25 protein-coding genes are annotated in these 23,311 nt (G+C 51.9%); 10 read left to right on the top strand and 15 right to left on the bottom strand.

Features of this window, described 5'->3' with window-relative positions; genetic code table 11:
• Nucleotides 1-130: 130 nt before the first annotated feature.
• A complete protein-coding gene (locus MHH78_RS13065; protein WP_245368069.1) occupies nucleotides 131-850 on the top strand; it encodes a Crp/Fnr family transcriptional regulator in 720 nt (239 codons plus the stop codon).
• 115 nt (nucleotides 851-965) lie between these two features.
• On the opposite strand, the gene MHH78_RS13060 is transcribed toward MHH78_RS13065, so the two are convergent.
• The 6 genes from MHH78_RS13060 to ric all read right to left on the bottom strand — a co-directional run bounded on the left by MHH78_RS13060 (nucleotide 966) and on the right by ric (nucleotide 7,077).
• Nucleotides 966-1,586, bottom strand: a complete 621-nt coding sequence (locus MHH78_RS13060; RefSeq protein ID WP_341167661.1) for an NAD(P)-dependent oxidoreductase — start codon at nucleotides 1,584-1,586, stop codon at nucleotides 966-968.
• A 101-nt stretch (nucleotides 1,587-1,687) separates the two neighbouring features.
• On the bottom strand, nucleotides 1,688-2,506 hold the full coding sequence (locus MHH78_RS13055) for a formate/nitrite transporter family protein (protein ID WP_341167660.1): 819 nt from the start codon (nucleotides 2,504-2,506) through the stop codon (nucleotides 1,688-1,690).
• Nucleotides 2,507-2,525: 19 nt separating this feature from the next.
• The gene (gene nirD, locus MHH78_RS13050) at nucleotides 2,526-2,870 is read right to left on the bottom strand and encodes a nitrite reductase small subunit NirD (RefSeq protein WP_036731853.1); all 345 of its coding nucleotides are present in this window, start codon (nucleotides 2,868-2,870) and stop codon (nucleotides 2,526-2,528) included.
• 25 nt (nucleotides 2,871-2,895) lie between these two features.
• On the bottom strand, nucleotides 2,896-5,322 hold the full coding sequence (nirB, locus tag MHH78_RS13045; protein ID WP_341167659.1) for a nitrite reductase large subunit NirB: 2,427 nt from the start codon (nucleotides 5,320-5,322) through the stop codon (nucleotides 2,896-2,898).
• Between the two features lie 240 nt (nucleotides 5,323-5,562).
• Nucleotides 5,563-6,249, bottom strand: coding sequence for a hypothetical protein (locus MHH78_RS13040; protein WP_341167658.1), 687 nt, complete (start codon nucleotides 6,247-6,249; stop codon nucleotides 5,563-5,565).
• Nucleotides 6,250-6,381: 132 nt separating this feature from the next.
• The gene (gene ric, locus MHH78_RS13035) at nucleotides 6,382-7,077 is read right to left on the bottom strand and encodes an iron-sulfur cluster repair di-iron protein (RefSeq protein WP_341170328.1); all 696 of its coding nucleotides are present in this window, start codon (nucleotides 7,075-7,077) and stop codon (nucleotides 6,382-6,384) included.
• A 226-nt stretch (nucleotides 7,078-7,303) separates the two neighbouring features.
• Between ric and MHH78_RS13030 the strand changes: the two genes are divergently transcribed.
• Both MHH78_RS13030 and MHH78_RS13025 read left to right on the top strand, forming a co-directional pair.
• A complete protein-coding gene (locus MHH78_RS13030) occupies nucleotides 7,304-7,528 on the top strand; it encodes a helix-turn-helix transcriptional regulator (RefSeq protein ID WP_341167657.1) in 225 nt (74 codons plus the stop codon).
• Nucleotides 7,506-7,949 carry a DUF6773 family protein gene (locus MHH78_RS13025; RefSeq protein WP_341167656.1) on the top strand — a complete coding sequence of 148 codons (444 nt, stop codon included), beginning with the start codon at nucleotides 7,506-7,508 and terminating at the stop codon, nucleotides 7,947-7,949. Before MHH78_RS13030 ends, MHH78_RS13025 begins: the two co-directional genes overlap by 23 nt.
• A gap of 203 nt (nucleotides 7,950-8,152) precedes the next feature.
• On the opposite strand, the gene MHH78_RS13020 is transcribed toward MHH78_RS13025, so the two are convergent.
• The 4 genes from MHH78_RS13020 to MHH78_RS13005 form a co-directional block, all read right to left on the bottom strand.
• A complete protein-coding gene (locus tag MHH78_RS13020; RefSeq protein ID WP_076079937.1) occupies nucleotides 8,153-8,875 on the bottom strand; it encodes a hypothetical protein in 723 nt (240 codons plus the stop codon).
• Between the two features lie 387 nt (nucleotides 8,876-9,262).
• Nucleotides 9,263-9,580, bottom strand: a complete 318-nt coding sequence (locus MHH78_RS13015; RefSeq protein WP_036698497.1) for a winged helix-turn-helix transcriptional regulator — start codon at nucleotides 9,578-9,580, stop codon at nucleotides 9,263-9,265.
• Between the two features lie 125 nt (nucleotides 9,581-9,705).
• Nucleotides 9,706-10,032: a hypothetical protein gene (locus MHH78_RS13010; RefSeq protein WP_036698498.1), complete on the bottom strand. Its 327-nt coding sequence runs from the start codon at nucleotides 10,030-10,032 to the stop codon at nucleotides 9,706-9,708.
• Nucleotides 10,033-10,064: 32 nt separating this feature from the next.
• On the bottom strand, nucleotides 10,065-11,000 hold the full coding sequence (locus MHH78_RS13005; protein ID WP_341167655.1) for a Gfo/Idh/MocA family protein: 936 nt from the start codon (nucleotides 10,998-11,000) through the stop codon (nucleotides 10,065-10,067).
• 162 nt (nucleotides 11,001-11,162) lie between these two features.
• Between MHH78_RS13005 and MHH78_RS13000 the strand changes: the two genes are divergently transcribed.
• A complete protein-coding gene (locus MHH78_RS13000) occupies nucleotides 11,163-11,774 on the top strand; it encodes a TVP38/TMEM64 family protein (RefSeq protein ID WP_341167654.1) in 612 nt (203 codons plus the stop codon).
• A 98-nt stretch (nucleotides 11,775-11,872) separates the two neighbouring features.
• A complete protein-coding gene (gene msrA, locus MHH78_RS12995; RefSeq protein WP_341167653.1) occupies nucleotides 11,873-12,859 on the top strand; it encodes a peptide-methionine (S)-S-oxide reductase MsrA in 987 nt (328 codons plus the stop codon).
• A 223-nt stretch (nucleotides 12,860-13,082) separates the two neighbouring features.
• Here msrA and MHH78_RS12990 read toward each other — a convergent pair whose 3' ends face one another.
• Nucleotides 13,083-14,222, bottom strand: a complete 1,140-nt coding sequence (locus MHH78_RS12990; RefSeq protein WP_341167652.1) for a DUF4349 domain-containing protein — start codon at nucleotides 14,220-14,222, stop codon at nucleotides 13,083-13,085.
• 372 nt (nucleotides 14,223-14,594) lie between these two features.
• Between MHH78_RS12990 and MHH78_RS12985 the strand changes: the two genes are divergently transcribed.
• On the top strand, nucleotides 14,595-14,747 hold the full coding sequence (locus MHH78_RS12985; RefSeq protein ID WP_076079942.1) for a DUF1540 domain-containing protein: 153 nt from the start codon (nucleotides 14,595-14,597) through the stop codon (nucleotides 14,745-14,747).
• A gap of 190 nt (nucleotides 14,748-14,937) precedes the next feature.
• Here MHH78_RS12985 and metE read toward each other — a convergent pair whose 3' ends face one another.
• Together metE and MHH78_RS12975 are read right to left on the bottom strand one after the other, a co-directional pair.
• Complete coding sequence (gene metE, locus MHH78_RS12980) at nucleotides 14,938-17,238, bottom strand: 5-methyltetrahydropteroyltriglutamate--homocysteine S-methyltransferase (protein ID WP_341167651.1); 2,301 nt, start codon at nucleotides 17,236-17,238, stop codon at nucleotides 14,938-14,940.
• 194 nt (nucleotides 17,239-17,432) lie between these two features.
• Nucleotides 17,433-18,293, bottom strand: a complete 861-nt coding sequence (locus MHH78_RS12975; RefSeq protein WP_341167650.1) for an undecaprenyl-diphosphate phosphatase — start codon at nucleotides 18,291-18,293, stop codon at nucleotides 17,433-17,435.
• A gap of 197 nt (nucleotides 18,294-18,490) precedes the next feature.
• Between MHH78_RS12975 and MHH78_RS12970 the strand changes: the two genes are divergently transcribed.
• From MHH78_RS12970 to MHH78_RS12955, 4 genes are all read left to right on the top strand, one after another.
• Nucleotides 18,491-19,522: an NADH:flavin oxidoreductase/NADH oxidase gene (locus tag MHH78_RS12970; protein ID WP_341167649.1), complete on the top strand. Its 1,032-nt coding sequence runs from the start codon at nucleotides 18,491-18,493 to the stop codon at nucleotides 19,520-19,522.
• Between the two features lie 88 nt (nucleotides 19,523-19,610).
• Nucleotides 19,611-20,045, top strand: a complete 435-nt coding sequence (locus tag MHH78_RS12965; RefSeq protein WP_341167648.1) for a MarR family winged helix-turn-helix transcriptional regulator — start codon at nucleotides 19,611-19,613, stop codon at nucleotides 20,043-20,045.
• Between the two features lie 128 nt (nucleotides 20,046-20,173).
• Complete coding sequence (locus tag MHH78_RS12960) at nucleotides 20,174-20,446, top strand: PQ-loop domain-containing transporter (RefSeq protein WP_341167647.1); 273 nt, start codon at nucleotides 20,174-20,176, stop codon at nucleotides 20,444-20,446.
• Nucleotides 20,447-20,524: 78 nt separating this feature from the next.
• Nucleotides 20,525-21,268 carry a class I SAM-dependent methyltransferase gene (locus tag MHH78_RS12955; RefSeq protein ID WP_341167646.1) on the top strand — a complete coding sequence of 248 codons (744 nt, stop codon included), beginning with the start codon at nucleotides 20,525-20,527 and terminating at the stop codon, nucleotides 21,266-21,268.
• A gap of 490 nt (nucleotides 21,269-21,758) precedes the next feature.
• On the opposite strand, the gene MHH78_RS12950 is transcribed toward MHH78_RS12955, so the two are convergent.
• Both MHH78_RS12950 and MHH78_RS12945 read right to left on the bottom strand, forming a co-directional pair.
• The gene (locus MHH78_RS12950; RefSeq protein ID WP_036698508.1) at nucleotides 21,759-22,445 is read right to left on the bottom strand and encodes a YitT family protein; all 687 of its coding nucleotides are present in this window, start codon (nucleotides 22,443-22,445) and stop codon (nucleotides 21,759-21,761) included.
• Nucleotides 22,446-22,766: 321 nt separating this feature from the next.
• A complete protein-coding gene (locus MHH78_RS12945) occupies nucleotides 22,767-23,267 on the bottom strand; it encodes a Crp/Fnr family transcriptional regulator (protein WP_341167645.1) in 501 nt (166 codons plus the stop codon).
• Nucleotides 23,268-23,311 lie beyond the last annotated feature (44 nt).

Here is a 23,311-nt window from a genome sequence, read left to right as displayed (position 1 = left end):
AAGTGAAATTTATCACAATGTTAAAAATTCGACACTTTTATACGAAAATACTTACCCATAAAGAGGAATTTCAAGGTATAATTAATTTAAAATTTACTGAAAAACTGAGGGAATAAAGGGGATGTCGATTATGATAAAGGAACATTATAATGTTATCGAAGCCCGCGGCAATACAAACTGTTTCTCCGAGCAGAACTTTAACCGCCTGTTGGTCACCATGAAGGAACGTGTAGTCCCTGAAGGATCACACCTGTTCTGGGAAGGCGATTTCTCGGATAAACTGTTTTATATCAAGCGTGGACGTGTGAAATTGACCAAATCTACAGACGAAGGCAAGGAACTGATTCTGTATATGTATCAGGCTGGCGATATGGTAGGTCAGGCTGACCCGTTCTTCAGCACGAAGCATAGCTTCACGGCCGAAGTCATTGAAGAGAGTGAGGTTGGCGTGATCGAGCAGAAGGATCTGGAGATTCTGATCTGCCAGCACTGCGACTTCTCCATTGACTTCATGAAATGGATGGGGATCCATCACCGTCTCACACAGACCAAATTCCGCGATCTGATGATGTACGGCAAACCGGGCGCACTCTGCTCCACACTGATCCGTCTTGGCAACACCTATGGTGAGAAGACGGGCGACAGCATTCTAATCAACAAAAAAATCACGCATACAGATCTGTCCAACATGATCGGCGCTACCCGTGAGAGCGTTAACCGGATGCTTAGTGATCTGCGCAAAAAAGATGCGGTGGAGTATGAGAATGGCATGATCGTCATCAAGGATCTGGCGATGCTTCAAGAAATCTGCCACTGCGAATTATGTCCCAATGAAATTTGCCGAATTTAATTTCCTATCAATAATACCCTCTATTCACCTCATTGAAACATATCTGACCCAAAAAATTTAATAGAGTGGTCATGACGCCCTGACCGGCGTCTTTTTTTCTGCCCACTTCCCCTTATCAGTAAGCTATACCCACACGGGCTCTTATGTAATCGCTAGCATCAATTTGACTATAAGTGAATTCCGCTGTATCCGCTATAGATATTTCAGAACCGACTCCGGGCAAAATATCTCGTCTCACACGATAGGTCCCCATACGTTCTCCTTCCACCAGGGCGGTTGGGCACACAATGGTCCATTTAAGGTTCGATCGCTCCAGCAAGCGATAGGCTTGTTCATGGTCTTCTGCGGCACGGGTAGACCTGCGTTTAGATTCGCTGGATTGGTAACGCAGGAGTTCCGGGGAAAGCTCACTTTGAAGAATGCCCGCAGTTCCTACGGTTATAATACGCTCTATCCCTTCCTGATACATGGCTTCAATGATAAAAGGCATACTGTCTGTAAGCGTGGTTGTCCCATCGGTGTTCAATGCACTAATCACTACATCATTTCCCTGCACTGCCCGGGCGACATCTTCTTGATTAAGAACATTACCTTGGAGGATCGTCAGGTTGGCATGGGGAGGCTGAACCTTCTCCGGGTTACGGACCAGTACTGTAACATGATGTCCATCCTGAAGAGCATGGGTAACAATGTGGCTCCCCACCCGGCCGGTGGCACCTAGAATCAATATATTCATATGAAAATAACCTCCTGGTAAGAATTATCCCTATTATAGCAGGGATAGAGCGGCAAAAAAGCCCCGCAGCCGTGTAGTAGCTGCGGGGCTTGATATTGGATCTAGCTTGCTTTCTTAGTCTGAGGAGGAGCTGATACGTTACGCGGAGTCCGTACTGGCGAGATCAGCCAGTAGGCCATCCCTACGAAGACACCGCCGCCGATGATATTACCAAGTGTAACGGGAATCATATTATGCAGCCAGCCGGCGATGCTCACTGTCTCTGGATGATTCGGCAGCAGCACGGCTACGCTGAGCAGCGTCATGTTCGCTACACTGTGTTCATAGCCGCTCGCGATGAAGGCGAACAGACACCACCAGATCAGGACCAGCTTCGCCGCTTCACTCTTGGTGCGGGAGGACATCCACAGCGCCAGGCAGACCAGCCAATTACAGAGGATGCCGCGGAAGAACAGCTCCGAGAACGGTAGGCTCATCTTTTTGGCGGCGGCTGCGAAGATCAGATGCTCGGCAGGCGCTGCCTTGAAGAGGCCCGATCCCTGAATCAGCAGCGCCAACACCACAGCACCGGCCACATTGCCGAGGAATACCAGGACCCAGTTCTTCACCGTGTCCCAGATCGTAGTTCTCCCGGCAAGCGTGCTTACCGTGAAGAACATATTATTTCCCGTGAACAGCTCTGAACCTGCGAATACAACCAAGGTCAAGGCAATCCCGAAGGATGCCCCCATAATCAGCGGCTGGAACGGTGACTTAATCGCCGCCAGCGGTGCCCCCAGTGAGAAGATCAGAATAATTCCAATCCCCACATATGCTCCTGCCAGGAGGGCCGCCAAAAAATATTTGGGCAGACTCTCATTCATTTTGTCGCGCTTCCCTACGGCTGTCTCAACGATATTCTCTACGCTCTGCGTAAACATATCCGCACCTGCTCTTCCTTTAATTTAGGGTTGTTACTGCCGCAGGCAGAGTGACCTTAACAACTCCGCCCTCTACTGTAACCGGATAGACTTCTGCCTGCCCCCGGTCCGGTGCCTGAACCTCTCCGGTACGAAGGTCGATCTTCCAGTCATGCAGCGGATCATATAAATAATAGCCTGATACGATGCCTTCCGCGAGCGGACCGCCCTTCGGGTGGGGACTGTGGTTGCGGACCGCATAGACTGCGCCGTCCGATGTGCGGAATATGGCTAATTCCACCTCTCCTGCATGAACTACCCGGCCGATCTGCAGCATGAACTCTTCCACTGCGCCTATCGTATACTCCCGATTGCTTCGTTCCATTATGCTCTCTCCCTCTCCCTTTAGACTATACCTGTGTCTCTTCGAACAGCGCGGTGCGGGTGTTTTTATCATTCAGCATTTTCCGCCAAGGATCACTCACTTGGGCCAGGGCAAAGTCAATACGTGCCGCCAGCTCTTTACGGTTGTCGTCATTGCCCATAACCACAGTCTGGATATGCTCAAGACCCATGCGCTCTACCCATTCGGAGGTTCTCTCCAGGTAATTGCCGGTCTCACGGTAGTACTGGATGACAGCGGAGCAGACCTCAACCAGCTCCTCGTCGGTCTTCACCTTGCAGAAGGCATCTGCGATCCGTGGCTTAATCCCGCCGTTGCCGCCAATGAATACTTCCCAGCCGCCGTCGTTGCCGACAATCCCGATATCCTTCGTGCAGGATTCTGCACAGTTGCGCGGACAGCCGTTAACCGCCATCTTGAACTTGGCCGGCATATCCAACCGCTCATATTTACGCTCAAGCATAGCGCCCATCCCCATAGAATCCTGTGTGCCGAAGCGGCAGAACTGCGAACCCACACAGGTCTTCACCGTACGCAGGGACTTCGCATATCCATAGCCGGATGGCATATCCAGCTCCTCCCATACCTTAGGCACATCTTCTTTTTTGACACCGATCAGGTCCAGGCGTTGTCCGCCCGTTACCTTCACAACCTTCACATCATACTTCAGGGACACATCGGCAATCCGCTTCAAATCTTCAGGAGTGGTCACCCCGCCATACATCCGCGGTATAACTGTATAGGTTCCGTCCTTCTGAATATTGGCGCTCATCCGTTCATTGACGAACCGTGACTCCTTCTCATCCTCATGAGTGTCAGGGTAGATCATACCCAGATAATAGTTCACTGCAGGACGGCATTTCGAACAGCCTTCTGCCTGCTTCCAGTCCAGGACATGCATGACTTCCTTGGTGGTCCGGAGGCCTTTAGCCGTAATCTCGGCTACGATCTCATCCCGGCTAAGCGAGGTGCAGCTGCAGATTCCCTGCTTGGCGCTCTGCTGGAAGCTGTCTCCGAGAACGAATTGCAGAATCTGCTCTACCACCGGCTTACAGCCGCCGCAGGAGCGGGTTGCCCCCGTGCAGGCTTTGATCTCATCCACCGTAGTGAAGCCGTTCTCCGTAACAGCATCCACAATCGCTTTTTTGGTTACGCCGTTGCAGCCGCAGACGATTTCTTCATCGGCCATCGCTTCAACAGACATGCCTTTCTTGGCTCCGCCTCCGCCGCAGCAGCTCGTGCCCATAACTTCATCATAGATTTCATTGGTCATCTCTGTGCTGTTTTTCACAAGCTTCTGCAGGTTGGCAGATTCCGTTACATCACCGAACAGAACAGCACCGACAATCACATTATCCTTAAGCAAAATCTTCTTGTAGGTTCGCTTCCATTCATCCTTGGCAGAAATGACGGTATGCTCCGGTGTTTCGGTGAATTCACCAGCGGAGAATACATCTACCCCGGAAATTTTGAGCTTGGTTGCTACAACTGAACCTTCATAGCCTGGAGTCTGACTACCTGACAGATGCTTGGCGAGAACCATGCCCTGCTCGAATAACGGTGCGACGAGTCCGTAGCAGGTTCCCCGGTGCTCTGTACATTCGCCGACAGAATACACATCAGCCATAGAAGTCTGCATATAATCGTCAACTACAATCCCGCGGTTAACGGTGATTCCGCTGTCCTTCGCAAGCTGGACATTCGGCTTGATTCCAACAGCCATCACTACAAACTCTGCGGGCAGCTCACTGCCGTCACTGAAGCGCAGTCCGGTCACCCGTTCTTCGCCGGTCAGTTCTACCGTCTGCTTGCCCATGGCGAATTTCACACCTTGACGCGTAAGCTCTGCCTGTAGCATGGAAGAAGCGGTACGGTCCAGCTGACGCTCCATCAGATCCTCCAGCAGATGCACAACGGTAACCTCCATGCCCAGATTGACCAAGCCCTTCGCAGCTTCAAGACCTAGCAATCCTCCGCCGATTACAGCCGCCGTGCGGTACTGCTTCGCTGCTGCCAGCATCGCATCACAGTCCGCGATATCGCGGAAGCCGACTACCCCATCCTTGGTGCTGCCGGGTACGGGGAGAATGAAAGAATTCGAGCCTGTGGCAATAATTGCTTTATCGTAAGGAACCGCCAGTCCATTATCGGTCAATATTAGTTTGTTCTGTTCATCGATCCGGGTAACCGTCGTGCCAGTATACAGTGTAATATGATTATCCTCATACCACCCAAGATCATTAAGAATGATGTCTTCAATCGTTTTGCTGCCTTCAAGTACATAGGACAACATAATCCGGTTATAGTTGGGATGCGGCTCACTGCCGAAGACAGTAATATCATAAGCGCCGCCCAGCTTCAGAATCTGCTCAATAGTGCCTACTCCCGCCATGCCATTCCCAATCAGCACTAACTTTTCTCTTTCCGCTGCCACTGGTAGACCCTCCTTCAGAAACTCTGATTTCTTCAATAACTTTACCTGATAGAGAAATTATACTGTCCCCAATTCCATGACAAGTGTGACCACAGTCACACGGTATGTGAATTTTTTCACACAAGTGGAGATGACTTCTCGCGTTCTTTCATAGGACAACTTATGGCGTGAAGCACAGAGATATTTTATTCAAAAAAAACGGATACCCATGCAGTTTCGCACAGATATCCATTCATTCACTTATTTCAGTACCAGAGAGATCTCCAGCTTGTCCTGCGGACTGAGCTTCATGTCCACTCCATTACCGAGCAGGCCTTTATCGTTGACCTTCAGTCTCCATTCCTCGCTGCTGAGCGGGGTATAATCCATAACAGTAAGCACCGTCCGGTTATCCTCGGCAAGCCGAACCATACCGCTGTTCTTGAGCAGTCCCTTGACGGACATATCCTGCATAAAAGAAAGCACATGCGAATGTGTCAGCTCCGGCTGCTCGCTCCCCCCGTTCACAGTGATGATGACAGGCTGAAACATCTTTCCGGTTCCGGCAGGCCCTGCTGACATCGTAATGGCTGAACCCGGTTCCAGGGTTGTATTCAGCTCTTGAACCTTCTTGCCGTTCACCTGAATCTCCCAGTTCATGTCCTCACCCAGGGAGACCTTATTCACCTCAAGAATACTAGTTCCATCCGCTGAAAATGTAACAACGCCGCTCTTTCTGAACAGCTCTATTATTGAATTCCCAACCACGTAAGCTTCGTTAAGCAATCTGGCCGAGCTTCCGGCCATTTCACTGTCACCCACCTTGACTGAAAAGGTTAATCCCTGGCCTCCGTTACTGCTGCCGCCATTCTCTGATCCCAAGCCACAACCGCTTGCCGCGGCCAGCAAGAGAAGGCACAGCATGAAGCGCATCCATTTCGTGGACATCCCACGGCACCGCCTTCATATGTATTTTCCCGGACTCTTTAAGGATAACGCATAGAGGAAGGGTTCTCAAATCATTTCTGCCGGAAGAAAAAGTAAAAAGTCCCCGAAGGGACTTATCCAATGCAGCAGGTCCTATTGATAACGCAGGAACAGAATATTGTTCTCCAGATGCACATGCTCGAAGGTCATACCTTCCAGCTCTTCAAGCCGGGCATACGTCAGGCGATAAGTCGTGCAGGCATGTGCGGGCGGTGTGTAGTCATTAGTAACTCTGCGCAGCTCGCGTAGAATCTCTCCGGCCCCGTCATGCTCAGCTTCCAAATTATGCAGCAGTCCGCGCAGCTCCGCAAGTCCTTCTTCGGTTGGGTTCTGGGTGTAGGCCAGCATCTTAGGGAATTCGCTCTCTTCTTCCTTCGCTGTATGCTGCAGCAGCTCTTCACGCAGCATATTGAACAGACGGTGCATCTCTCCGAGGTGCGGTGAATCCTCACCGTGAACGCGGAACACCTTGGTTACATTTTGACTGATTAGCGGAAGCTCTTCACGCAGATAACGGTGATGCTTGTTCACAATATAATCCACCAGCTCCTCAGACGAAGCCTCGTTCAAGGCGGTATCCTCTTCGAGCACCGGATGCTGCTCTTGCAGCTTGTTCAGCTCCTGCACCATTGCTGCCGGATCAAGACCCTTCTCGGCAGCGGCTTCAGCCAGCGGCTTGGCACCTCCGCAGCAGAAATCGATCCGTTGTGCCTTGAAATAATCAGCTGCTTTGGGGAACTGCAGAACAATATCTCTGACCATTGCTTCCGGGGTGAACCCGGGATGAATTGTTGTATCGTTTAATTGATTGGACGCCATGTTGGCCCCTCCTCAGGTTTAGAAGTAGGTTTGTGCTTCTTTTCACTTCTACACCTTATCACTGGCCTTAGGCGGAACTTGTGATTGTACGCACTGAATATAACAAATTTTAATGAACGCGAACTTCTAGCCACCTTATGTAAAATATACTAGACATTTTGTTTTATATATTTTACAATATGCGTGAGGTGAGGGAATGGGGAAGAATCTGAGGCTCAAAGCCTCCAGAGCAGCAAAAGACATGTCGCAAAAACAGCTGGCAGATGCTGTGGGGGTCACAAGACAGACAATTATCGCGATTGAGAATGGTGATTACAACCCCACCCTGAGGTTGTGCATTGACATTTGTGTAACCCTTGGGAAGACGCTGGATCAATTATTTTGGGAGGGAACGAAGGATGAGCAGAACGAACATGGATGAGAGACAATTGCAGCAGCGGCACAAGGCGGGGAATCAGGCATTTCTTTTGATGGCATTCTTATTGCTGGCAGACATGGCGCTGCAAAACTACGGAATGAAGTGGCTGGAATATCCGCTTAGTAATTACGCAATTTTCATGCTGGGTGTGGGTTCCTATGTCGTACGGCTGATCTGGAGCGGTGCATATGTGGGACCGGGCGGAGCACAGGGCGGAGCAAAAGGGAAAAACGTTCTGGGTGCACTGCTGGCGACCGTGGTGGCAGCCTGCATCCTTGTTGTTACCTTCGTGAATCCAACCGCTCAATCAGCAGCAAACAGCGGTGCGAACGGGAAGGTGATTCTGGTCATTTCCGTTACAGCAGGACTGGTCATCTTAAGCACCGTGTACTTGATCCGACGGAGGAATAACCGGGCGGAGTAGAGTGGCTTGTGCTGCTGAAGCAAAAGAAGCGGAGGGGAAATTTGGAACTGGAGGAGCGGAGCGATCGCCTTTGTGTTTGGATTTCTACCGCGAAGAGCGGTTTGTATCAGGAAATCCAAACACAATAGCGGCCGGAAGTCCAAATGTTCACCGCAGCGACGACCTGGCTTCAAGTTCCACTCTTTTTTCGAGCTTCACCTTTTCTATCGAACCGTCGCCTGCATATAAGTCCGCTTGCCCTGCGCATCCTTTAGGTAGGGGCCAAGTCCGGCGAACCGCGAATGATCCACATATACACCCGTCATCCATCTGCCTTCGGTCAGGCCACCGTTCCACTGCAACACCAGATCGGGGGCAGAGATCCATTCCTGATACACTCTGATGTTCTTATCCTTGTATTCTTTGGCCGGTTTGTTCAATTCGCTCAGCGGTGCCGGGGTAAGGTAGGTGGGCACGAAATATACAGAGATCAGCTCCATATCCTCCTCACTCAGAAAAGCCTCCTCCCCCAAGTAAGGCTGGAGCAGCCGCGTGTTCTCATACATAGACCAGATTACAGCTTGAAGTACCATGCTCTGGCTAATTCCATTATGAAAAGTAAAACGGCGCTGAGCATTTGAGCCACTCCCTCCCTTAGCCGTTACCGGCTCCAGGCAATGCCGCTCACAACCGATACATTTCCAGCCGGACGGGCCTTGAATCCATTTCTGAAACACGCTCCCGCTGTCATTATCCCCTTTATATAGAGAAGAAATGATCTCATACGGCACACCGATCCACGCATCCCACAGAGAATCCGGGAGATGGTTATGAAGCATGAACAGCACCTTGTCATAGATCAGCTGTACTTTAATCGAAGCAGTCTCCAGTTCGGCGACATCCTTTTTTCCATAGGTTATTTCCCGGGAAAACAAGGTGATGGTCATGGTCCTCGCCTCCTAAAAGTTGTGTGAGCCCTCCGCTTCCTTCCATCAGCATCGTCCAAAACACATCTCGTAAGCATCCGTCTGCCGCATAACCCTGGGCTTTTCCTACTTTTGTTAACGCTTCCACACATCCGTAATATTTAGTATGTTCTATTATATTACACAGGTAGGGCCTAAGTGCAAGGTTTATTTGGGCAAAATTTGCATAAACAAGCGGAAACGGCATTGCCGTCCTTATAAAGGACGGTACCGTTTCAGCGAGAAATAGAAGGATAAGTTATCGTGTGAAACCTATAAATTCTTATATTTCAAGCAGAACAGCATATGAAAAGCCCCTTACCCGGATACCCGGCAAGAGGCTGTCATCAAAAATATATTACGGTACTGCTACTCCACCCAGCTCTCGGCCCAGGACTGGATTTGCTGCATGACCGGCTCAAGCGCACGGCCCTTCACTGTTAATTCATACTCAATGCGCACCGGTGTCTCCGGGTACACATGACGTACCAGAATGCCCTCGCATTCCAGATCCTTCATGCGCTCGGACAGCATCTTATCGCTCATTGACGGAATCAGTCCGGAAATATCCTTGAACCGCTTGGGGCCGCTCATCAAGGTCTGAATAATGAGTCCGTTCCAACGCTTGCCCAGAAACGAAAAAGCCGTCTCAAATCTCGGGCACATCGTCAGTTGATGTTCTTCCATGGTTATCACCTCTCACTTATGAAGCTTACAATTAGTTAGTATATATAATTTTACCACATTTATTCTGGAATGAACATCGTTTGCCAAAAAAAAGTTCATTAACCACTATTATTATATTTACGCTCTCAATCCTTGGTGTCTTCTGCCTTGCGTCTTAGCTGGATGGCCTCTGTAACCACATAGGCAAGATCATCGTTGCTGTAGAGGGAGAGTACACCCAGTACCGTATCATCGGAGATGAACCCGGCCTCCTCCGCGGATACCGTCAGGGCCAGCGCATTGGCCAGCGCCTGATTGCCCTCCTGCTGCGGATAAGCCTGCAGATACAGGGCATGCGGGTCCAGCTTATTATTCACACACCACTGGGCAAATACGAGAATCATCATTTCCTCGTCCCGCTTGTAGCTCTCGATAATCCTCTCTTCCATCGACTTGTTGTCATAATCCTCCATGTTGTTCTCCTCTCTGCTGCGATGCTGACCGCTCAGCGGCTTAATCTTGCTGCTAATTCATGGCTCGGCAATACGGCCGAAGCGGAAATACCGCATTGCTCCGGTGTCGCTATATTACTGAGATAATGGCTGACCGCTCCGCTGAAGCCTCTGCGCTCCAGCATGGTATCCCAGCTGCCGAAGTTCTGCGTGCGCGGCAACGAGCCCTGCTCATATAATATAACCCGTTCCATGTCTGTCACCTCCACCGACCTGCCATGTCCGTGCAGCTCCAGCTTCTCCAGATCGGCCCCTGCATCCCGGACCATGCTGTAATGGCCGGTGGTCCCATTCTCCCAGCCCAGCATTCCCGAGGCGTGCAGAAGCCGCCCCTCCGCATCAGCCCTCAGGCTGGTGTGCAGCAGCTCATAATCCCCGCCGGACAGCCAGAGCAGCAGATCCAGCATATGAATCAGGTCATCATGGATCGTCTCATGGCTGCTGCCCTGCTGCAGCTTCGTCCGGTGTTTGACAGCGGTGGATTGGCTGATGCCTCCGGCCTTATGCAGCCAGGATTTGGCGGCGGCATACATCGGGGCATAGCGGCGGTTGAAACCCACTCCCAGCAGCAGCCCCTTGTTCTCAGCAAGCTCTGCCATCCGGCGGGATTCCTCCAGATCATAGGAGAGCGGCTTGTCCACATACACGGACACCCCATGCTCCAGGCAAGAGGTAACCAGCTCATAGTGCGTAGTTGTAGGACTATGTATGAACACAGCATCCAGATCCCAGGACAGCAGCTCCGTAAGCTCGGTTGTCCCCCGCTGAAGGCGATAAGCCTGGACTGCCCGCTCGACCGTAGCAGAAGAATGGCTGAGCACTCCCACCACCTCGGCCTGATCATGCCGGGAGAGCAGCGGCAAATAGACTTTACGGGCAATATCGCCTATGCCGATCATTGCCACTCTTTTACGGACAGGTAGTTTCATTACAGCAGCATCTCCCTTACATGTTGGGGGAATTTCTATTCCCTTATAGATGTATTATACCGTGACATGCTGCGGGAACAATGATCTTTGCTTCAATAATTGCTTTAATTGCTTTTTTTTCAGTATGATGAAATGGATGGAGTGAAGAAGGGGCATAGTATAATGAGAAAATGGCTAACGGTTGTTCTGTATGTTTCGTGCATAATCCTCGCGTTTATCTACAGGTATGAACTCCTGGCCTGGCTTAGAGAGGATCATCCTTTGTATTTGTCCATGCTCGCCGCCACAGTGCTGGCCTTATTTCCGGTCCTGCCCTACAAGCTGATTATCGGATTGTTCGGGTATGCCTATGGAAGCTTCGCAGGAGCGTTAATCTGCTGGAGTGCTACCACAATAGCGGCAGCCCTTGTCTATGGAGTCGTTGCATCCATGTTCCGGAGCAAATCTATGGCCTATCTAAGCAGTATTTCGGCGCTGGACAGATTTGTGTCCGCTGTGGAGCAGCGTCCCTTTGCATCCGTAGTGATTGCCCGGCTGGCACCGTTCATTCCGCAGATGGCTGTGAATATCTACGCCGGTGCCGCCGGACTGCCTTTCTGGAGCTATCTTGGAGCCACCGCACTTGGCAAAATTCCCGGCATCGCCCTCTACGCCTTCCTCGGAGGACAGATGTTCCAGCACCCGCGAAGTGCAGCTGTAGCTATAATCGTGTATATTGCCGTACTGGCTGTAGCCGGATTATCCATGCGCCGCCGTCCTTCTGCGGGCCGCTGACGCTTCAAGAATTTCCGGTATGCTGGCAGTAAGCCTCTATTTGATTTATAATTAAATTGTGATCTATTTAATTGCATTCTACAGATGGAGGGATAACAATGAGTGAATTTCAAGCTGATTCTATAAATTTCAAGACCGAACAAGCCACCTTCGCCGGTGGATGCTTCTGGTGTATGGTATCCCCTTTTGAAGAGCTTCCGGGCATTGTCAAGATTATCTCCGGTTATACAGGCGGACATACCGTGAATCCGACCTACGAGGAAGTATGCTCGGAAACTACCGGACATGTTGAGGCGGTGCAGATTACGTTCAATCCGGATATTTTCCCATATAGCAAGCTGCTTGAGCTGTTCTGGCAACAGATTGACCCTACCGATGCCGGAGGGCAATTCCATGACCGCGGCACTTCCTATGGAACGGCAATCTTCACCCATTCGGAGGAGCAGCGCCAGCAGGCAGAGGCTTCCAAGGCAGCTCTTCAGGCCAGCGGACGCTTCTCCGCTCCCATTGTGACGCCTATTCTTCCGGCCAAGCCCTTCTACCCAGCCGAAGAATATCATCAGGGCTATCACCACAAGAATCCCGGCCATTACAAGCGTTACCGGAAGGGTTCGGGCCGGGAAGCATTCATTGAAGCTCACTGGACGCACAAAGAGGACCCGCAGAGCCTGAAGGAGCGCCTGACACCGCTTCAATATGAAGTAACGCAGAACAGCGCTACGGAATCTCCATTCCGCAACGAATTCTGGGATCACCACGGAGACGGGATCTATGTGGATATTGTCTCCGGGGAGCCACTGTTCAGCTCAGAAGATAAGTTCGATTCCGGCTGCGGCTGGCCGAGCTTCACGCGTCCGATCCGGGACTATGTGGTCAAGGAGAAAACCGACCTCAGCCACCTGATGGTCCGCACTGAGGTACGCAGCAAGACAGCGGATTCCCACTTGGGCCATGTATTCAATGACGGCCCCGGAGCGAACGGACTGCGGTACTGTATCAACTCGGCAGCTCTGCGCTTTGTTCCCAAAGAAGACCTGGAGAAGGAAGGCTATGGCGAGTACCGTGTGCTCTTCCAGCATGCTTAAGGCTGGAGATCCCGGCTTGCCTCAAGCTATAGCTTCATAAATTGCATAACTTACGTGTGGCTCGAATGTATGCTGTTTTTGACATACATTCGGGCACATACTTTATCCACAACAGAAAAAAATCATAATTTCCTGAACAAAACAAAGCCTCCAGCCCGGATTCACGGGTAGGGAGGCTTTATTCTTTACATAAATGATCCTATCTTTATTCGTACAGCCCGCTCTACTTGTTCTGCTTATCCGTATTCTCTTCATCCGCTGCGGCCGATACTACAGGTGCCGCTTCAGGTTGAGGCTGCGATTCCCGGCCCGGCAGACGGTTGCCGCCCAGCCGTGCCTGTTCAGGGTGTGCAGGTTGCCGCCGCTTGAAGCTTTTCCGTAACCAGAGCACCAGCGCCACCACCACTCCAGCTACCAGCAGGACGGGGAGCGCAGCCGCCAGTACAACAACAAGCCACTGGAACATCACAGACAACGCCTTCATGCTGCTCTTGAGCGCTTCCGAAGCCCGTTCACCCAGCGGCCCCTCGGAATTAGTCTGTGTAAGGGTAAGACTCTTCTCCGTCTGGTAGAGGCGAAGCTCCACTGTAGAGAAAGATACGTTCTGATCGATATACCGCATTCTGCCCTTGATCTGTTCGATTTGCTCCTGAATTTCCCCAAGCTGGTTGGCGAACTGGACGAGATCAGCCGGTTTGGTCGCTTTTTTCATAAAATCAATATACTGCGCCTCCATCATCTGCTTCGCCTTAAGACGTGACTCCAGGTCCACATATTCCTCCGACACATCCTGCCCCTGGATGCTTCTCTGGAGCTTCTCATGCTTAATCTTCTCCAGATTGTTCAGGAACGGAGAGAAGCCCGCCGCAGGCACTTTTAGGATAAAGGTTCCGCCCTGTTCATATTCAGACATGTTCTCTGAGAATTCGATAATATAGCCCCCGGCCAGAGTAACCATGTTCCGCACTTCAGTCTGCGCTGCCCCGTAGTCGCTTACCTCCATATTGAGGTTCGCCTTGTAGATTAGCTTCTTGTTCAGCCCTGCTACCACATCAGTGCCGGTGAATCCGGCAGAAGCATCTGTCCCTTGCTCAGCCCCCGCCACAGGGACTGCCGAATTTCCGCCGCCGCCCTTAACTGCAGACTGATCATTAACGGCCATCGCCGTGTTAGCTAGACTATCCTCCTTGGCCTCCACCGCAGCAGGCGCGCTCTCCGCTGAACCGTCTGAAGCAGATTGATTGCTGAACCCGCTTTCTAAGTTCGCTGCCGAATCTGAATTGCTACTCGACGCGCCGCAGCCCGTTAGAACCACGGCTACAACCACTAGATACAACAAGTAATGCAGACCCCATTTTCGCATGCTCATTCCTCCATCAAGTGTAATTGTATACTGCTTCCTGTGTTTCAGCTTCCGCGGCGAAAGGCCGTTATCTGTATCGGTCCGTTCCGCGCTTATCCCTCTTGACGTTCCAAAAGCTGGAAGGTTGCAGCCATTTACGGAAAATAACAAATAAGACCATTCAGCCATAGATAGCCAAGTGTGGTCCTGTTTGCGTATTGCCTCTTTATTTGTTACAATTACGATGATAAAACGGCAAAAAAACACCAAAAACCCTATTCGCATAGAATAAGGTTATGGCGCTATTCGGACAAGCTCCACCTTGCCCGGGCAGCTGTAATTGATTTCTTGCCGATTTATGATGCCTACTACTACAAGAGGAGGTGAACCCTCATGGCAAAAGACGTATTGTGCGCAGTTAATTCTTGCACCTACTGGGCTGAAGAGAACAAATGCAACGCTGAGTCCATCTTCGTTGCTTACCACAGCTCCAAGCAGCCTACACAATCTGAGGAAACAGATTGCAAAACCTTCGAAAGCAAATAATGAATCTTTACAGAATATGAAGGAGCCCTCCACAGGTTCCTTCTTTCTTTTCTCATTCTATCAAGAATGAGAATTATTATCAAGTGTTTCCTGCAAAAAACAAACCACTGCGGGCCGGAGACTATACTCTCAGGCTTGCAGTGGTTTTGTTGTGCAAATCTAAGCAACTTAGGCGGAACAATGCCGTCTGTTAACGGGTCACTGCGCCGTGCTGCTCTCTTACCAGGACCGCGGCCTTCACCATGTTGCGCAGTGCGCCTGTGGTCTCTTCCCAGCCCCGAGTCTTCAGTCCGCAGTCAGGATTGATCCAGAACTGCTGGACATCCAGAACGCGCAGCGCACGTTCGATGGCCGAAGTCATCTCCTCTACCACCGGTACGCGCGGACTGTGGATATCATACACACCCAGTCCAATCCCCTTGTCATATTCCTGCTCCTCAAAGCTGACGATCAGCTCACCATGGCTGCGCGAGGTCTCAATGGAGATGACATCCGCATCCATCGCCGAGATCGAACCGATCATGTCGTTAAATTCACTGTAGCACATATGCGTATGCACCTGCGTGGTGTCTTTGACATGGTTCGTGGCGGTCCGGAAGGATTTCACCGCCCAGTTGAGGTAATACTCATGATCTCTCGCCTTCAGCGGCAGGCCTTCGCGGATCGCCGGCTCATCGACCTGGATCATCTCGATACCAGCCTCCTCGAGTGCGGATACTTCATGACGCAGGGCGAGGGCGATCTGTCCGGCCACCGCCTCCCGGCTGAGATCATCGCGGACAAAGGACCAGTTAAGGATCGTGACCGGACCGGTCAGCATTCCCTTAACAGGCAGCTTCGTCAGTGACTGGGCATACACGCTCTCTTTGACGGTCATTGGCTCAATAAAAGCAACATCGGCATAGATTACCGGAGGCTTCACGCAGCGTGAGCCATAGGACTGAACCCAGCCGCCTGCGGTGAACAGATAGCCGGCCAGCTTCTCTCCGAAGAATTCCACCATATCCGTACGCTCGAATTCCCCGTGTACCAGCACATCCAGACCAAGCTCCTCCTGAAGCGTAATCGCTTCAGCGATCTGCCGCTTGATGAACAAGTCATAACGCTCCTGGTTCCAGACTCCCTTGCGCCATTTCAGACGGGCCTGGCGGACTTCAGCCGTCTGCGGGAAGCTGCCGATGGTCGTGGTCGGCAGCAGCGGCAGACGCCACTTCTCCTGCTGAACCTTCACACGCTCGGCGAACGGAAGGCTGCGGTGGTCCGGAAGCTGGGCAAGGGCATGCACCTGCTCGGCTACATCCTCACGCCCGCGCTCCGGCAGAGCACGGAATACGGCCAGCACCTCACGGCTGCGCTCCAGATCGGCGGCATAACGCTCTCTTCCCTCGTTCGCGGCTGCCGCAATGAGAACCAGCTCGGCCAGCTTCTCATTGGCAAACGCCAAGGCATTCTTGACCGCAGCCTTCAGCTTGACCTCGCCCTCAACCGTTACAGGCACATGCAGCAGACTTGACGCTGGCTGGAGAATTAACTGTTCCTGAGGCACATAGGTCAGCAGCTTAGCTACCAGCTCCAGCTTGGCATCGGTATCAGCGCGCCAGATGTTGCGTCCGTCAAGGATACCGGCTCCGAGTGTCTTATCCTGCGGCCACCCGAGGCGTGCAACCGACTCCAGATTCTTGCCGCCGTCATGGACGAAGTCAAGACCGAGACCCTGCACAGGCAGCGCTAGCAATGCTTCAAGCGGCTCCGCAGCTTCGAAGTACGTCTGCAGCATCAGGTTCAGACCAGGTACGGCCGCAGCAATCTCACTGTAAATGTTCTGGAGCAGTGCGGTATCCTCAGCCGTTAAGCCGGTAACAATCGCAGGTTCATCGATCTGTACCCAGGCCACTCCTTCCGCCTTCAGCTCCTGCAGCAGCTGCACATACAGCGGGAGGAAGCGTGCGGCAACGGCAGCGATGTCTGCTGCCGGGAAGCCCTTGGACAGCTTCAGGAAGGTATACAGTCCGACTATAACCGGCTTGCCCTCAATGCCTGCCCGCTCCTTGGCGAAGCGGTAGGCAGCCAGCGGTTTATTCGCTGTCAATACCGGAGTCAGGCTGCCGATCTCAGGCACAATGTAATGATAATTCGTATTGAACCATTTGGTCATCTCGCAGGCCGGGGCCTCTGCATTGCCGCGCGCCATTGCAAAATACAGATCAAGCGGAATCTCTCCGCCCTTATATCCGTAACGCGCCGGTACGATCCCGAACATAGCGGCGGTATCCAGCACATGGTCATAGAAGGTGAAATCGCCCACCGGTATCAGATCAATTCCGGCCTGCTGCTGGGTCTGCAAATGCTGAAGCTGAATATCCTCCATCTGCGAGCGGAAGCTCTGCTCATCGATTTTGCCGGCCCAATAAGCCTCCAATAATTTCTTCCATTCACGGTTCTTGCCGATTCTCGGATAACCGAGGCTGCTTGTCTTGATTCCTTTACTCATAGGTGTCCACTCCTCTGTATAATTGTCTGCCCTTATGCCTGCAAGCCTTAATCTGATGCCATCTTACTGCACGCCTACCGCGCCCCGCAACAGATTCCACGCAATCCGGCTATACAGATTCCCTATAGCAAAACGCCAAAAAAAGCTGCACCCCCATTAAGGAGGAGCAGCTTAGACATGGAGTCCCGGCGAAATCAGAACCAGATCAGATAGACCACACCGGCAAGTACAATCCGGTAGATTGCGAAGGGCAACAGCCTGATCCGGTTAATCAGCTTCAGGAAGAAACGCATCGATACCAGTGCGAATATGAAGGCGCTGATGAACCCGGCAATGAAGAACGGCAAGGCATCCAGCGTAAAATACTGCCAGTTCTTCAGCAGTGAAATCAGGCTCGCACCGGCCATAATGGGCACCGCCATGATGAAGGTGAAATCGGCTGCCGCACGGTGGCTCATGCCCAGCAGAACCCCGCCGGATATCGTCGAGCCCGACCGCGAGAAGCCCGGCCACAGGGAGATACATTGAATCAATCCGACTGATAGCGCCTGCCTATATGTAATTTGGTCCACACTCTCAGTCCGGGCATTCGCAGGCGCAAAACGGTCAGCACAGATCATGAACAACGCTCCTACCACAAGTCCAATCAGCACAGTAAAGGTAGAGAACAGATGCTCATCGATGTAATCCTCCAGCAGAAATCCGAAAATACCGGCAGGCAGCAGTCCAACGAGGATATGCGTCAGCTTCAGCCGTCCTTCAACCGGAGCCTGCCGCTGCCCTTCCGGCACTACGGCCAGATCCTGGCGGCTAAGCTTCCTCAGGCCCAGCAGATCAATGAACCGGTTACGGAAAATAATGACGACTGCAAGAATGGAGCCTAATTGAATTACTACCTTGAAGGAGTTGGCAGTGTATTTCCCCAGGAACTCCTGCGATTTAAGCCACATATCATCAACGATGATCATATGGCCTGTCGAGGATACCGGAGCAAATTCGGTCAGCCCTTCTACAATGCCCAGAATGATTGCTTTGACAATGGTCAGCAGCTCCATGGCGATCCCCCTTTATTATTTTCAATATAATAATTGTAAACTCGCACAGCTATTTCTGAATCTTACAATCCCCTTGCAGTATTGCAAATTTTAATTCATAACGCTGACTTGACAGTCCGGAAGGAACACTTTATATTTATATGCATGCGCATGCATTTATAATTAACAATCCCATGCAAACCGAAGGAGCGAGAAGGATGACGAAAGATCTGTTCACCCCCTATGAGTATAAAAGCTTAAAACTTAAGAACCGGGTTGTGATGCCGCCCATGTGCCAATATTCAGTTACCAATAAAGATGGAATCGCTAACGACTGGCATTACAACCACTATGTAAGCCGCGCTGTCGGCGGCACCGGACTGATCATTGTCGAGATGGCTGATGTGGACCCGGACGGCCGGATTACCGATTATGATCTGGGCCTCTGGTCTGATGAGCAGATTCCTGCGCTGGCGCGGATTGTAGAAGCCAGCCATGCCCATGGAGCCAAAATCGGAATTCAGGTGGCCCATGCCGGACGCAAGGCGGAGGATGCCAAAGTTCCTGTCTCTTCTTCCGCTATACCTTTTGACGGCAAGTCCAAGACTCCTCATGCCCTGACAACAGAAGAAGTTAAAGACATGGTCCGGAAATTCAAACGGGGCGTAGCGCGTGCAGTTCAGGCCGGGTTCGACACTATTGAGCTGCACGGCGCCCACGGCTATCTGATTCACCAGTTCCACTCGCCGCTGACCAACCAGCGGACTGATGAATACGGACAGGATCTGACCTTGTTTGGCCGGGAGGTGATCGCTGCCGCCAAGAGCGTAATGCCTGAGGATATGCCGCTGATCATGCGGATTTCCGCCAAAGAATATGTGAAAGGCGGCTACGGCCTCCAAGAGGGTCTGGAGATCAGCAGAGCCTATAAGGAAGCCGGGGCCGATATTTTCCATATCAGTTCAGGCGGTGAAGGAGCCGTTGACGCAGAGAATGGACCGGGCAACCATGCAGCCTATCAGTTACCGCTGGCCAGAACGATCCGCCAGGAGCTGAACGTACCGGTGATTGCTGTCGGCCGCTTGGATGAAGCGGTTCTTGCCAACGCCGTCATTAGCAATGAAGAAGCTGACTTGGTGGCGGTGGGCCGGGGAATGCTCCGTAATCCTTACTGGACGCTGGAAGCCGGTGTGACGCTGCGCAAAGACGCAAATATACCTAAGCAGTACGCATTAGGATTCCCGCGTTAAGGACAATTCGTCAGCAGCTTGCCTATGGTGATGGTATACTGTATAACAACTACTATTCATTAGAGGTATACACCGGGAGGATGAAGACATGACTAACCCCCCTTCAAATGATCTGATTAACAGCTGGTTATCGCTCTCTCTGATACAGATGAAGGTGGCCGCAGTCCTTGAAGCGAAGCTGACCGAGAACTATGAGTTATCGCTTAAGGAATTCTATGTATTGCTGTTTCTGTCCGAAGCCCCTGAGCAAAAGCTGAAGCTCCAGCAGCTGGAATCGATGGTCGGGCTTAGCCAGAGTGCTGTGTCCCGGCTGGTCAGCCGCTTCGAAGCCAAGGGCTGCGGAGCGCTGGAGCGCAAGTCCTGCGAGGCAGACCGCAGAAGCATCTATACGTCCCTGACTGCCATTGGGCAGGACAAGGTTGACCGGGCGAAGCAGACCGTTCATGAAGTGCTGCAGGAAGCCTTTCCTGTAGACGACACGCAGCAGCTGCTGGAGCAGCTTATCCAGCTGAAGCAATCCTAGACCCGGGCAGATGCCTGCCGGGTGAACCCGCCGTCCCTCCCGAGGGATGGCGGTTTTTTGTCTGAACCTCCCTCTCCCCCTGAGCATACATCGTACTAATACGAAATTAAGAATAGCGGGGTGTATGAATGGTGTTCACAGTTATGCAGCTGGTTGGCGGTCTTATTCTCTCTGTAGGCTGGATTCCGCAGATTGTGCAGATCCTCAGGACCCGTTCTGTTGCAGATCTCAGTCTGAAAGCTTACCTGCTGATGCTGCTGGGCATCGCACTTATGGAGGCTTATGCGGTTAACCTGGCCGCGCAGGGGGTCGGATTTGCTTTTCTGATCACCAATTCCTTATCACTAGCCGTTGTAACAACGGTAGTCCTGCTGATTATCCGCTACCGGACCCAAGGGTAATAAAGCATTCTCAAGGCTGCACCCCCGTCCCATCTGCGTTATACTTTCTGTAATAAAAGGATGTGGGAGGTTCAATGAATGAAGCAAAATAAGTATGACGACGCGGGTTTTTTTGCGAATTACAGCCAGATGCCCCGCTCTACGGGCGGACTGGAGGCTGCCGGAGAATGGGAGGTCTTCCGTACCCTGCTGCCTGATCTGGCGGGCCAGCGGGTGCTTGATCTGGGGTGCGGGTTCGGCTGGCACTGCCGGTATGCCCTGGAGCAGGGGGCGGCTTCCGTCGTAGGCATAGATCTCTCCGCCAATATGCTGGAGCGTGCCCGCGCGATGACAGACGACCCGAAGATTGAGTATCTCCAGCTCGCGATTGAGGATGCCGCATTCGGGGCAGAGCAATTTGATACCGTGATCAGCTCGCTGGCGATCCACTATATTGAAGATTTCGGCAGTCTCTGCCGCCAGGTCCGGCATTGCCTGAAGCCCGGGGGAGCCTTCGTCTTCTCTGTAGAGCATCCGATCTTCACCGCCCTCGCCGCGCAGGATTGGCATTACAGCCCGGACGGGGAGAAGCAGCATTGGCCCGTGGACAACTACCATCTCGAAGGGCTAAGGCTGGCTGATTTTCTCGAACACGAGGTTGCCAAATACCACCGGACCACAGCCACCTACCTGGGTACGCTGCTCGAATCAGGCTTCGTCCTGAAGGAGATGTCGGAGCTGCAGCCGACCCCTGAGATGCTGGAGAAGAATCCGGCCTGGCAGGAGGAGACGCGGCGTCCGATGTTCCTGCTGCTGTCCGCGGTGAAGCAGTCTACGGACTAATCTTACCGCACAACAAAATGCCTGCGGCATCCCCATTGTGGTCGGTTTTTCGACCATATCCGGCCCACGCGCCTTTGCCGCACCGAATGTGGTCGGTTTTTCGACCATATCCGGCCCACACGCCTCTGCCGCACCGAATGTGGTCGGTTTTTCGACCATATTCGGCCCACACGCCTCTGCCGCACCGAATGTGGTCGGTTTTTCGACCATATTCGGCCCACACGCCTCTGCCGCACCGAATGTAATCGGTTTTTCGACCATATTCGGCCCAGATGACCACGCGCTATCCATATGTTCGGTGAAAGCAGCGAAGTCATTCCTATTACTGATCCAGAATATAGTCATCCTGCCGATATTCTAAGACACTTATCCATAACTTTATGCACAACTTATCCACGCCGGACGAAAATCATAATTTCCTAATCAACAAAAAAAAGACCAGCCGGACGATAGTCCGCTGACCTTTTATCATCCCCGTGGTTCACGGAGTTCACATTGCATTATTCACATTCACTGTACCTTCCTGAGTCTTGGCAAGTGCGGACGGAATCTTAGGTGCCTGAACCAGCTTCCGTCTGCCCAGAGAGGTTGTAAAAGTGATTACATAACCGGCTACAACTACAGCCATCACAGTGTACAGGGTTTCTCTTAACGGCATATAGAAGAGGGAGAAAGCCAGAACGATTACATCCATCAGGATAAATACGGTTCCTACCTTAATACCTTTCCATTCACTGATCAGCACGGACAAAATATCGTCCCCGCCGCTCGCCCCGCCGCCCAGCAGGACCATTCCTGCGCCCAGACCTGTCAATACCCCGGACAACAGCGCCGCAACCGGCAAGTTATCCTGCAGGTCAATAACCCAGCCGGAATAGCGTTCCATCAGCCCGTAGAATACCGTGAAGGCCACTACGGATATGAAGGTGTTCACTACGAATGATTTTCCTTTGAAGATGATTGCGATGATGAGTACCGGAATGTCCAAAATCAGGATGCTAAGTGATGGTGAAATCCCCAGTACATACTTGCCGAGCAGCGACAAGCCTACGAATCCGCCTTCGGTCAAGTGGTTCTGATAATTAATGTGATAATACGTAAATGCAAGCAATAGTGTTCCGGTCAAAATAATAGCTAACCGGAGCGGCAAACTCATGCCACTGTCTTGTTTCCTCATTACTCGGTCTCCCCTTATCGTATATGGCGGCTAGACGTTCGTGCCAGCCTCTACGAGGGGTTATACCGGAGGAGATGTTGCTCCTTCGCATACAATACTCCCTTCCCTTCGCAGAAGCGGCTTCGTCAATGAACAACGGTTCGCGCACATTCTACAGGGAAGCTAAGTATAAGACAGATCATAACGTTTCCAAATCGTCCTTTGGGGAATCGTCCTTCGGGGACACATGGTATCCTGATCCTTTCTTTAATTTGATATGTTCTGAATAGATTATACCACGCGGAGGGGCCACTCTAAACAGTTTCCATTAAAAATAAGCAATCAGCCCGGATTCCGCAGCAGACGGTTGACGGTCTCGCGGCGGACACCGATTAATTGTCCGATCTCTTCCTGTGTCAGCAGATCTGTAAGCTGTGCGCCATGAGTATATTCGGTCAGCCAGCGGGTCAGCAGAGCCATCCGTTCCCCCGGCGTTCCAACGGTGAGATGATCGAGCCTCGTCTGCATGAACCGCACCTTCTCCTGAAGCAAAAGGGCGATCTCCATCACCTTCTCTGGATTCTCCCTCAGCTCCCGGTACCATTCTGCAGCCGGAATCAGCTCAACCTCACTCTTCATCATTGCCACTGCGGTTCCATGCGCCTCCTTCGGCGAAATGAGGGAATGATGCGGAACGGTCTCACCCGGATATAGCAGGTTGAACAATACCATGTTCCCGTTCTCATGCAGTCTCGTGACCTTGAACAGTCCGCTCTTCACCTTGAACAGGTTCTGGCCGCCGTCACCCTGGCGGAATAAGACCTCACCTCTGTGCAGAATCATTTCGCATTCTCCTTTGCCTTCTCTGTATATCTATTGTTAATTAT

Origin of the sequence: Paenibacillus sp. FSL H3-0333, from assembly GCF_038002805.1 — a bacterium.
In the GTDB taxonomy this organism is placed as follows: domain Bacteria; phylum Bacillota; class Bacilli; order Paenibacillales; family Paenibacillaceae; genus Paenibacillus_AQ; species Paenibacillus_AQ silagei.
The sequence above is the reverse complement of the archived record's forward strand: the minus strand, read 5'-3'. Positions and strand labels throughout refer to the sequence as shown.

Bases quoted from the DNA above. Each gene is read 5' to 3' on its own strand.
- MHH78_RS12975 (WP_341167650.1), bottom strand. From the start codon at position 18,293: ATGGAGCTGCTGACCATTGTCAAAGCAATCATTCTGGGCATTGTAGAA.
- MHH78_RS13060 (WP_341167661.1), bottom strand. From the start codon at position 1,586: ATGAATATATTGATTCTAGGTGCCACCGGCCGGGTGGGGAGCCACATT.
- MHH78_RS12985 (WP_076079942.1), top strand. From the start codon at position 14,595: ATGGCAAAAGACGTATTGTGCGCAGTTAATTCTTGCACCTACTGGGCT.
- MHH78_RS12960 (WP_341167647.1), top strand. From the start codon at position 20,174: ATGGTGTTCACAGTTATGCAGCTGGTTGGCGGTCTTATTCTCTCTGTA.
- MHH78_RS12945 (WP_341167645.1), bottom strand. From the start codon at position 23,267: ATGATTCTGCACAGAGGTGAGGTCTTATTCCGCCAGGGTGACGGCGGC.
- MHH78_RS12965 (WP_341167648.1), top strand. From the start codon at position 19,611: ATGACTAACCCCCCTTCAAATGATCTGATTAACAGCTGGTTATCGCTC.
- MHH78_RS13040 (WP_341167658.1), bottom strand. From the start codon at position 6,249: ATGTCCACGAAATGGATGCGCTTCATGCTGTGCCTTCTCTTGCTGGCC.
- MHH78_RS12970 (WP_341167649.1), top strand. From the start codon at position 18,491: ATGACGAAAGATCTGTTCACCCCCTATGAGTATAAAAGCTTAAAACTT.
- msrA (WP_341167653.1), top strand. From the start codon at position 11,873: ATGAGTGAATTTCAAGCTGATTCTATAAATTTCAAGACCGAACAAGCC.
- MHH78_RS13030 (WP_341167657.1), top strand. From the start codon at position 7,304: ATGGGGAAGAATCTGAGGCTCAAAGCCTCCAGAGCAGCAAAAGACATG.
- MHH78_RS13015 (WP_036698497.1), bottom strand. From the start codon at position 9,580: ATGGAAGAACATCAACTGACGATGTGCCCGAGATTTGAGACGGCTTTT.
- MHH78_RS12955 (WP_341167646.1), top strand. From the start codon at position 20,525: ATGAAGCAAAATAAGTATGACGACGCGGGTTTTTTTGCGAATTACAGC.
- MHH78_RS12950 (WP_036698508.1), bottom strand. From the start codon at position 22,445: ATGAGGAAACAAGACAGTGGCATGAGTTTGCCGCTCCGGTTAGCTATT.
- MHH78_RS13005 (WP_341167655.1), bottom strand. From the start codon at position 11,000: ATGAAACTACCTGTCCGTAAAAGAGTGGCAATGATCGGCATAGGCGAT.
- MHH78_RS13055 (WP_341167660.1), bottom strand. From the start codon at position 2,506: ATGTTTACGCAGAGCGTAGAGAATATCGTTGAGACAGCCGTAGGGAAG.
- MHH78_RS13025 (WP_341167656.1), top strand. From the start codon at position 7,506: ATGAGCAGAACGAACATGGATGAGAGACAATTGCAGCAGCGGCACAAG.
- metE (WP_341167651.1), bottom strand. From the start codon at position 17,238: ATGAGTAAAGGAATCAAGACAAGCAGCCTCGGTTATCCGAGAATCGGC.
- MHH78_RS12990 (WP_341167652.1), bottom strand. From the start codon at position 14,222: ATGCGAAAATGGGGTCTGCATTACTTGTTGTATCTAGTGGTTGTAGCC.
- MHH78_RS13065 (WP_245368069.1), top strand. From the start codon at position 131: ATGATAAAGGAACATTATAATGTTATCGAAGCCCGCGGCAATACAAAC.
- MHH78_RS13020 (WP_076079937.1), bottom strand. From the start codon at position 8,875: ATGACCATCACCTTGTTTTCCCGGGAAATAACCTATGGAAAAAAGGAT.
- nirD (WP_036731853.1), bottom strand. From the start codon at position 2,870: ATGGAACGAAGCAATCGGGAGTATACGATAGGCGCAGTGGAAGAGTTC.
- MHH78_RS13000 (WP_341167654.1), top strand. From the start codon at position 11,163: ATGAGAAAATGGCTAACGGTTGTTCTGTATGTTTCGTGCATAATCCTC.
- MHH78_RS13010 (WP_036698498.1), bottom strand. From the start codon at position 10,032: ATGGAGGATTATGACAACAAGTCGATGGAAGAGAGGATTATCGAGAGC.